At 69.0% G+C, this 8,682-nt stretch carries 6 protein-coding genes; 3 read left to right on the forward strand and 3 right to left on the reverse strand.

What is annotated here, in order from left to right:
- Window positions 1-69 precede the first annotated feature (69 nt).
- From D180_RS07295 to D180_RS07305, 3 genes are all read right to left on the reverse strand, one after another.
- Window positions 70-1,245 (reverse strand): arabinogalactan endo-1,4-beta-galactosidase, encoded by a 1,176-nt coding sequence (locus D180_RS07295; protein ID WP_043090607.1) that lies wholly within the window; start codon window positions 1,243-1,245, stop codon window positions 70-72.
- 16 nt (window positions 1,246-1,261) lie between these two features.
- Complete coding sequence (locus D180_RS07300) at window positions 1,262-3,952, reverse strand: TonB-dependent receptor (protein WP_043090606.1); 2,691 nt, start codon at window positions 3,950-3,952, stop codon at window positions 1,262-1,264.
- Between the two features lie 325 nt (window positions 3,953-4,277).
- A complete protein-coding gene (locus tag D180_RS07305; protein WP_017912281.1) occupies window positions 4,278-5,171 on the reverse strand; it encodes a LysR family transcriptional regulator in 894 nt (297 codons plus the stop codon).
- Between the two features lie 102 nt (window positions 5,172-5,273).
- Here D180_RS07305 and D180_RS07310 point away from each other — a divergent pair, with 102 nt between their 5' ends.
- The 3 genes from D180_RS07310 (at window position 5,274) to D180_RS07320 (ending at window position 8,341) form a co-directional block, all read left to right on the forward strand.
- Complete coding sequence (locus D180_RS07310; protein ID WP_017912282.1) at window positions 5,274-6,281, forward strand: putative sulfate exporter family transporter; 1,008 nt, start codon at window positions 5,274-5,276, stop codon at window positions 6,279-6,281.
- A 156-nt stretch (window positions 6,282-6,437) separates the two neighbouring features.
- Window positions 6,438-7,049 carry a DUF4142 domain-containing protein gene (locus tag D180_RS07315; protein WP_017912283.1) on the forward strand — a complete coding sequence of 204 codons (612 nt, stop codon included), beginning with the start codon at window positions 6,438-6,440 and terminating at the stop codon, window positions 7,047-7,049.
- Between the two features lie 284 nt (window positions 7,050-7,333).
- A complete protein-coding gene (locus D180_RS07320) occupies window positions 7,334-8,341 on the forward strand; it encodes a cation diffusion facilitator family transporter (protein ID WP_017912284.1) in 1,008 nt (335 codons plus the stop codon).
- The last annotated feature ends 341 nt before the right edge of the window (window positions 8,342-8,682 follow it).

Consider the following 8,682-nt stretch of genomic DNA (forward strand, 5'->3'; position numbering starts at 1 on the left):
CGCCGGGCACCGCCACCTGCACGCCGCCGGCGACCAGCGAGCGCAGCAGGTCGCGGCGGCTCAGTTCGATCATGGCCGCGCGTCCTGCGCGGGCGCGGCGGTGGTGCCCGCGGCCGCCGCCGGGGCCGGCCGGTAGGCATGCTGCATGAAGCCGATGCCGGGCAGCAGTTCGTTGCCGTTGCGGAAATCGAAGAAGCTGGCGTTCTCCCACGAGGAGCCGACGCCCCAGCGGGTCTTGCACTGGTTGCTGGTCCAGGCCGGTTCCCAGTACACGACGCCGCTGCCGCCGTTGTCGACTACCAGTTGGGTGAGGTCGACCAGGTAGTTCAACTGGCCCTGCGGGGTGGCCGGGTAGCCCTTGATCAGCGAGTCGGCGCCGAGCAGGTTGGGCGAGGGGTCGCCGCTTTCCAGCGTCCACGGATAGGCGGTCTCCACCACCATCACTTCGGCCTGATAGCGCTGGCGCAGGCGCTTGATGGTGGCGCCGAGCTGGTCCATGGTCTCGCGCGACCACTTGCGGTAGTAGCTGATGCCGATGAAGTCGAAGTCGCGCACGCCGGCCTTGGCGGCGTCGGCGAACCACGGCTCCACGTTCTCCGGCTGGGCGATATGCAGCATCACCTTGGGCTTGATCGTCGAGCGCGCGCCGGCGTCGCGTACCGCCTGGATGCCGGCGTTGAACAGCTTGGCGTTGCGGGTCCAGTCGATCGGCCGGCGCTTGTCCCAGGGCTGGCTGTCCATCAGGTCGGAATTGCTTTCGTTGCCCACCTGCACAAGCTCCGGCATCAGCCCGGCGCGGTCCAGTGCGCTGAGCGTGTCGTAGGTGAAGCCGTACAGCGTGCGCGCCAGTTCGTCCTGGTCGGTGATGCTGGCCCAGGCCTTGGGGATCAGTTGCTTCTCGCCGTCGGCCCAGTCGTCGGAGTAGTGGAAGTCCAGCAGCACCTGCATGCCCTGCGCGCGTGCGCGGCGGATGGTCTTCTTGACGTCGCTCAGGTCGCTGTAGCGGGTCCAGCGCGCATCGTTCCACAGGCGCACGCGCACCAGGTTGGCGCCGTGCGCATGGAACAGCTCGAACGGGTCGCGCACCGCGCCGTGGTCGCGGTACTGCACGCCGCAATCCTCCATCTCGTTGACGTAGGACAGGTCGGCGCCGAGGTACAGCGTGCCGGCGCCGGCCATGGGCGCGGCGAGGGCGGTGGCGAGGGCCAGCGCGAGCGCCGGCAGCCAGGTGCGTCTGGATCGCATGCGGGTCTCCACCGGCTCAGAACGTGTAGGTCGCTTCCAGGGCGAAGCGGCGGCCGAACAGCTGGTAGCCGCCATCGTCCTGGTTGGCGAGCCGGTTGCGCTTGTTGTCGCTGTAGGCGCGCAGCGGTTCGTTGGTCAGGTTGCCGACCTGGAACTTGAAGCCCAGATGCTCGCTGTAGCGCCAGGCCAGGCTCAGGTCCACCGTGCCTTCGCTCTCCAGTCGCGCCAGCCGCGCCGCGTTCCAGCCGTACACCACGGTGTAGGGGCTGTGGTACTTGTAGCCGATCCGCGCTTCGAACTTGCTGTTGTTGTACCAGAGGTCCAGCGTGCCGGTGTTGCGCGCCAGGCCGCTGAGCGGCAGCGGATTGTCCGCCGGCGAGAACTCGTGCAGGTTGGATTCCACGTACGAGTAGTTCGAGTAGATGCCGAAGTTCTCCATGTGCGGGATGAAGAAGAACGGGGTCTGGAAGGTCAGCTCGGCACCGTTGATGTAGCCGCCGCCGCCGTTGAACGGGCCGCTGATCAGGTAGTCGCGGCCGTCGATGGTCTCGTGCTGGGTCTTGTAGCCGATGCTCGAATCCACCCACTTGCGGTACAGCGCCAGCGCCGCCAGCGCTTCCTTGTGGAAGTACCACTCGTAGGACAGGTCGAGCTGGGTGGCGCGGAAAGGGTTGAGCTGCGGGTTGCCGCCGCTGCCGGTGAGCTGGCCGACGGTGGTGTTGGGGTCGTCGAGCGCGCGCCCGGTGCGCAGTTCGTCCAGCGGCGGCCGCGCCATCACCTTGGCCACCGACAGACGCAGGATGCGCTCGGGGTCGATCAGGAAGTTGACCGTGGCGCTGGGCAGCACGTCGGTGTAGGTCTTGCCGGCGCTGCTCGGCTGCACCACGCCGCCGACGGTGTCGTAGCCATGGCTGTCGGTGTCGGTGTGGACCACGCGCACGCCGGCGTTGCCGGTGACGTCGACGCCGAACCACTGCGAACTGAACACCGCCTTGGCGAAGGCCTCGCGCACGTTCTCCTCGACGTTCCAGTGATCCAGACGCTGCTCGGTGGCCAGGTTGGGATCGAAGCCGCCGAAGCCGAGCTTGGCGATCACGTCCAGGTCGCCGCCGGTCAGGGTCGGCACGTTCAGGTCCGGCATCGTCACCGGATAGATCAGGTCCTGGTAGGCCGAGATCGGCTGGCTGTAGCCCGACTGGAAGCTGGTGAAATGGCGGTTTTGTTTCTCGCGGCGTGAGGCGCGCGCGCCGAATTCCAGCGCGGTGACCGGGGAATCCTCGATCGCGCGGCTCGCGCTCAGCGCCAGCGCGGCGATGCGGTCGCGCAGCGCCTGCGGCTCGGTCTGGCCGCTGATGCCCCATTCCGGCGCGTCGGAACTGGTGCTGATGGTGGGGGTGACGCCGTGGCGGAAGTCGAACGACACCGTGTCCGGGTTGCTGCCGAAGCGCACCGCGCGCCAGTCGTTGTCGCGCTTGGCCTGCGAGAACGACAGGTCGCTGCCCAGCGTCCACACGTCGCCGCGCCACTTGGCGTTGAGGCCGCCGGCCGCCAGCGTCTTGACCTCGTCGTAGCGGGCCACGACGTGGTCCACCTGCAGCTTGGAATTGGCCAGGGTAGCGGCGACCACGTCGCCGTCGACGATGGTGTAGGACGAGCCGGGCGTGGTGTACGGATTGCTGGCCGAGTAGATGCTGTAGCCGAGGTTGTTGAACCAGTTCTGGCGCTGGTCCTCGTCGATGCGGATGCGCGAGTACAGGCCGTCGAGCTTGAGTTCCAGGTTGCCCGAGCGCCACTGCACGGTGCCCATCGCGCCGGTGCGGGTCTGCTCGGTCAGCTTGAGCTGGTCGGCCGCGCCCCAGGGCGTGTAGTCGACCTTGCCGTCGCCATCCACATCGCGCGCGTTGCTGGCATCGGTGTAGCCCCAGCTGCCGATCGAGACGCCGGCGTTCTTCTGCTTCTGGTAGGTGGCGCCGAGCGCGACCGCCAGGTTGTCGTTGATGCGGTGGATCCAGCTCGCGCCCAGGCGCTGGCCCCACGGCGAGTAGTCGCGCGCGTCCTTGGCCTCGTCGTAGTAGACCGGGCCGCCGGTGGCGACGAAGGTCGGGCCAGTATGGTCGAGCGGGTTGATGGTGGAGATGTCCACGGTGGCGGCGATGCCGCCGGCGATCAGGTCCGCCGACGGGGTCTTGTAGACCTTGACGGTGGAGACGATCTCGGTGGGGAAGACTTCCCAGCGCACCGCGCGGTTGGGTTCGGAGGACGCGATCTCGCGGCCGTTGACCGTGCCCATGGTCATGCGCGGGCCGAGGCCGCGCACCGTGGCCAGGCTTTCGTTGCCGCGGTCGCGGGTGCCGTTGACGCCGGGCAGGCGCACCAGCGCCTCGGCCACGGTGACGTTGGGCATCTGCCCCATGTTGTCGGCGGAGATGACTTCCACCACGTGGTCGTCGAGCTGCTTGGCCTGCACGGCCTGTTCCAGGCTGGCGCGCTGGCCGACCACCATCACGTTGTCCAGGGTGACCGGTTGCTGGCCGGTCTTGGCGTCGGGCTTGGCGGGTGGCGTGGCTGCCGGATCGGCGCTGGTGCTCTGCGCCTGCGCGGCGAAGCTGCCGGACAGGGCCAGGACGATGGCCGCGCCCAGCAGGGTGCGGGCGGCAGGGCGGTGCGCGCGCCGGCCGACCGGGCGACGGGACTGTTCCAAAGGCATTTTTGTTCCCTCCCAGGACAAAAAGTGACCGATCAAATTGGCGTGGACCGGAAAGCCCGGTCCTGGAGGCATCGGCAGGGCGTCATGCAGGGCTGCACACTGTCCCGGTCGCTGTCCTCGATGGCGTGTCTGTCGACGTGGCGGGGCGTACGTGGCGTGTCTGCTGGCGGCGCCGCGGACATTCCCCGTCCGCTGCCTTGGCGCGCGAGAGACCGGAAACGAGGATAGAAGCGACAGGCATTCCATTCCAATGAAGCATTTGCCGAGGGCTATCTCGTTTTGGAATGGATATCGCGCGCCGCGTCTACCGTCGCCCACGCGAGGCTCAGGCCGCGGTGGATGGGGCCTGCAAGTCGAGCAGGGCGGCGGCCGCCGCACCCAGGCTGCGTTCGCGGTGGCGCAGGGCATGGAAGGTGCGTTCGCCCAGGGCCACGGCGAAGGGCTGCAGGCGGCCGCTCTCCAGCCACGGCGCCGCGGCCAGCTGCGAGATCGCCGCCAGGCTGGGCCCGGCCTGCACCGCCGACAGCACCGCTTCGTTGGAGGGCAGGGACAGGGCCACGCGCAGGCGTTCCGGGGCGATGCCTGCATCGCGCAGCGCCGCCTCGAACGCCGAGCGCGTGCCCGAGCCGGGTTCGCGCATGATCCAGGTGCTGTGGGCGACCAGTCGTGCCAGCCCGAGGCGGCGACGCCCCGCCAACGGATGGTCCGGCGCGGCGACCACGCGCAGCCGGTCGTGGCCCAGTGGCGAACTCAGCAGTTCGGGGGCCTGCACGCGGCCCTCGACGAAGCCCAGTTCGGCGCGTCCCTCGCGCACCGCGCGCGCCACGCCGTCGGTGTTGCCCACGCTCAGGCGGATCTCGATCTGCGGATAGCGCGCATGGAACGCCATCAGCCGGGTCGGCAACCAATAGCTGGCCACGGTCTGGCTGGCGTGCAGGTCGAGGGTGCCGCGCAGCACGCCGCGCCACTCGCTCAGCGCCAGTTCGGCCGCACGGCTGCGCGCCAGAATCGCCTTGGCGTCCTCACAGAACGCCGCACCGGCCGCGGTCAGCACCAGGCCGCGACCGACCCGGTCGAACAGCGCCACCCCGTACTGCTGCTCCAACGCCTTGATCGCGGCACTGGCGGCCGAGGGCGTGCGATGCGCGGCCTGCGCGCCCAGGGTCAGGTGCTGGCGCTCGGCCACCGCCACGAACAGCGTGAGTTGTTCCAGGGTCATGCGAAGACCGTTCGGACAGATCGAATGAAATGTGCGCCATTATGCGATGGATCGAAACGGTCTGCGGGCGCAACCTGCCGCCACTCGATCCGGATCGCTGCCATGCGCACCCAACTGCACAGATCTTCCACCTTGCTGCCCGGCCTGGCCCTGGCCATCGCGGTGGCGGCGCTGGCCTGGCTCGCCGAGCGCGCGCAACTGCAGTGGCTGGGCCGGCGCTGGATCGACGCGCTGGTGTTCGCGATCGTGCTCGGCACCTTGCTGCGCACGGCGTGGCGCCTGCCGCCGTCCGCGCACGCCGGCATCGCCTTCGCCGCCAAGCTGCCGCTGGAACTGGCCATCGTGCTGCTTGGGGCCTCGGTCGGGATCGGCGCCATCGGCGCGGCCGGCGGCCTGTTGCTGGGCGCCATCGCCGCAGTGGTGCTGCTGGCGATCGCCCTCGGCTACGGCATCGGTCGCGCGCTGGGCCTGCCGTCGCGGCTGGCCACGCTGGTTGCCTGCGGCAATGCGATCTGCGGCAATTCGGCGATCGTGGCGGCGGCGCCGGTGATCGACGCCGACTCCGAGGATGTCGCTGCAGCGATCGCCTTCACCGCGGCGCTGGGCGTGCTGGTGGTGTTGCTGTTGCCGCTGGCGGTGCCCGTGCTGGGCCTGGACCAGCGCCACTACGGCATCCTCGCCGGCCTGACCGTGTACGCGGTGCCGCAGGTGCTGGCGGCGACCGTGCCGGTGGGCGCGCTGAGCGCGCAGGTCGGTGCGCTGGTCAAGCTGATGCGGGTGCTGATGCTGGGGCCGGTGATGCTGCTGCTGGGGCTGGTGCGTGGTGGATCGCCGACACAGCGGCGCCCGGCGCACGCGCTGGTGCCGTGGTTCGTGTTCGGCTTCGTCGGCATGATGGGGCTGCGCGCGCTGGGTGTGTTGCCTGCGTTGCTCATCGAAGCGGCGCAGTCGCTGTCGCTGCTGTTCACCCTGGTGGCGATGGCCGCGTTGGGACTGTCGGTGAATCTGCGCACGGTGCTTGCGTCCGGCGGCCGCGTCTTGGCGGCCGGCACGCTCTCGCTGCTGGCGCTGGCCAGCCTCAGCGTATTGCTGCTGCGCTGGTTGCCGTAGGCGTGGGCGCCGCAGTCCACGTGCATCTGCAGCATTTCGCATCGCCTGCACCCACGTTCAACCAAGCGCTCACGAAAGGCCGCGGAGCATGGCGATACCTGCCATGCAAAGGAGATTGTCATGCGTCATTCCCGTTCCGCGTTCTCTCTGGCGCTCATGTCGGTTCTCGGCGTCGGCCTTGCGCATGCGCAGACCGATACCTCCGGCCAGGCCGGCAGTACCGATCCCGGCGCCATGCAGCAGCAAACGCCGTCGACCTCTGCCGCGCAGACGTCGACCGGCATGCAGGGCGCGCAAGGCGCGCGCGCGTCCGCGCTCAACGAAAAGCAGGCGCTCGGCGTGTTGTCGGCGATCAACACCAGCGAGGTCAACGCCGGCAACCTGGCCTTGCAGAAGCAGGTCAAGGGCCCGGTGCGCGACTACGCCATGCAGATGGTCAAGGAGCACGCCGACAACAACGCCAAGATCGCGCCGTGGGGTCCTGATGCGAAGGCCGCACCGGCGCAGCAGCAGATGCAGCAGGCCAAGGCGGAGGCCGGCAAGCTGCAGGCCCTGGACGGCGATCGCTTCGGACAGGCCTATGTCATGGCGATGGTCAAGGATCACCAGGCCGCCCTGCAGATGCTCGACAGCACCCTGATCCCGGCTGCGAAGACCCCGGACGTGGTCGCGCATCTGCGCACCACGCGCACGCACGTGGCCGAGCACCTGGCCAAGGCGCAGCAGTTGCAGAGCGCTGGCGCGCCATCGGCGGCGCCGGCCCGTTGAGCGTCGTGCGGGTCTCGGCCGCCATGCCGAGATCCGCGCTTTCATGAGTCGCGTGCGAGGGAGCTTCTCAAGCCTTTTCCTTGGCCGAGTGTGGCGGGGCAGGCAGAGCGACCAGACTTCATGTCCCAGGCATCCGGTGTGCCTGGTTGCCGTATCCCCTTGCGGTCAATCGGCTGCGCGAGTGCACAAGAGCGCGTGCCGCTGTCGAACGGTGTAATAGTCTCCGCACAGGTGGCGGCCTAAGGTAGCGGCCATCTTCCTCCGCATCGCCGCCCGGTCGCCCCATGGGACACGATCACAGCCACGCCCCCACCGAAATCCGCCACGAGCAGCCCCTGTGGTGGGCGCTCGGCCTCACCGCGCTGTTCCTGGTCGTGGAAGTGGCCGGCGCTTTCTTCACCAACAGTCTGGCGCTGCTGTCCGATGCCGCGCACATGGCCACCGACACGCTGGCGCTGATGATCGCGCTGATCGCGGTGCGGCTGAGCCGGCGCCCGCCCGATGCCAAGCGCAGCTATGGCTACGCACGGCTGGAGGCGCTGGGCGCGCTGGTCAACGGCGCGCTGCTGTTCGTGGTGGCCGGCTACATCCTGTGGGAGGCGGTGCAGCGCTTCCGCCAACCGCAGGAGATCGCCACCGTCGGCATGCTCGGCATCGCCGCATTCGGCCTGCTGATCAACCTCATCTCGATGCGCCTGCTCAAGGCCGGCAGCGGCGAGAGCCTCAACATGAAGGGCGCCTACCTGGAAGTGTGGAGCGACATGCTCGGCTCGGTCGCGGTGATCGTCGGCGCGCTCGCGATCCGCGTCACCGGGTGGAAGCTGATCGATCCGGTCCTGGCGGTGCTGATCGGGCTGTGGGTGTTGCCGCGGACCTGGGTGCTGCTGCGCGAGGCGATCAACGTGCTGCTGGAAGGCGTGCCCAAGGGCGTGGACCTGGGCGCGGTGCGCGGCTATCTGCAGGCCGCGCCCGGCGTGGCCAGCGTGCACGACCTGCACGTGTGGGCGCTGGCCTCCAGCACGCCGGCGCTGACCGCGCATGTGGTGGTCGCCGACGGCGGTGACGCCGATGCCGTGCGCGCCGCGCTGTGCGATGGCCTGCATGCGCAGTTCGGCATCGATCACATCACCCTGCAGATGGAAGCCGGCCATTGCGGCGCTCCCCCGTGCGGCACGCCGGCGGCGGGCGAGGGTGGTGGTCACGATCATCACGGGCATGGTCACGAGGACCACGATCATGGTCATGCCCATCCCGCACATGGGCACGGCCACATGCAGGGGCATTCGCACTAGCAGCACGGCTGCGTAACGGCGTTCGTGCAGGTGCGGCGTTGTTCTGGTTTGGGGTTTGTCGTCCGCGCGCACCTGGAATGCCGAGTGCGACTGAAGGGCGCCTGCAGCGACCTGCTTTCCCCACAATCAAGCTACGGGCAGCTTGCTTTGTGGGAATCACCTGTCATGCAGCCGCGCCGGGCGAAGCGGCCACGCTTTCCGATGGCGTAATGCGTCGGGACTGAAGTCCCTCCCGCAGTGCGCCAGGCGAATTCGCCGCAAGATCGCGTGGGAGCGGCTTCAGCCGCGACGGGTCTTGCCGGGAAACGCCCGCCGCGGCTGAAGCCGCTGCCAAGGGGCGC

It is taken from the genome of Xanthomonas sp. SHU 166, from assembly GCF_000364685.1.
Lineage (GTDB): Bacteria > Pseudomonadota > Gammaproteobacteria > Xanthomonadales > Xanthomonadaceae > Xanthomonas_A > Xanthomonas_A sontii.

Bases quoted from the DNA above. Each gene is read 5' to 3' on its own strand.
- D180_RS07300 (WP_043090606.1), bottom strand. From the start codon at position 3,952: ATGCCTTTGGAACAGTCCCGTCGCCCGGTCGGCCGGCGCGCGCACCGC.
- D180_RS07305 (WP_017912281.1), bottom strand. From the start codon at position 5,171: ATGACCCTGGAACAACTCACGCTGTTCGTGGCGGTGGCCGAGCGCCAG.
- D180_RS07310 (WP_017912282.1), top strand. From the start codon at position 5,274: ATGCGCACCCAACTGCACAGATCTTCCACCTTGCTGCCCGGCCTGGCC.
- D180_RS07295 (WP_043090607.1), bottom strand. From the start codon at position 1,245: ATGCGATCCAGACGCACCTGGCTGCCGGCGCTCGCGCTGGCCCTCGCC.
- D180_RS07315 (WP_017912283.1), top strand. From the start codon at position 6,438: ATGTCGGTTCTCGGCGTCGGCCTTGCGCATGCGCAGACCGATACCTCC.
- D180_RS07320 (WP_017912284.1), top strand. From the start codon at position 7,334: ATGGGACACGATCACAGCCACGCCCCCACCGAAATCCGCCACGAGCAG.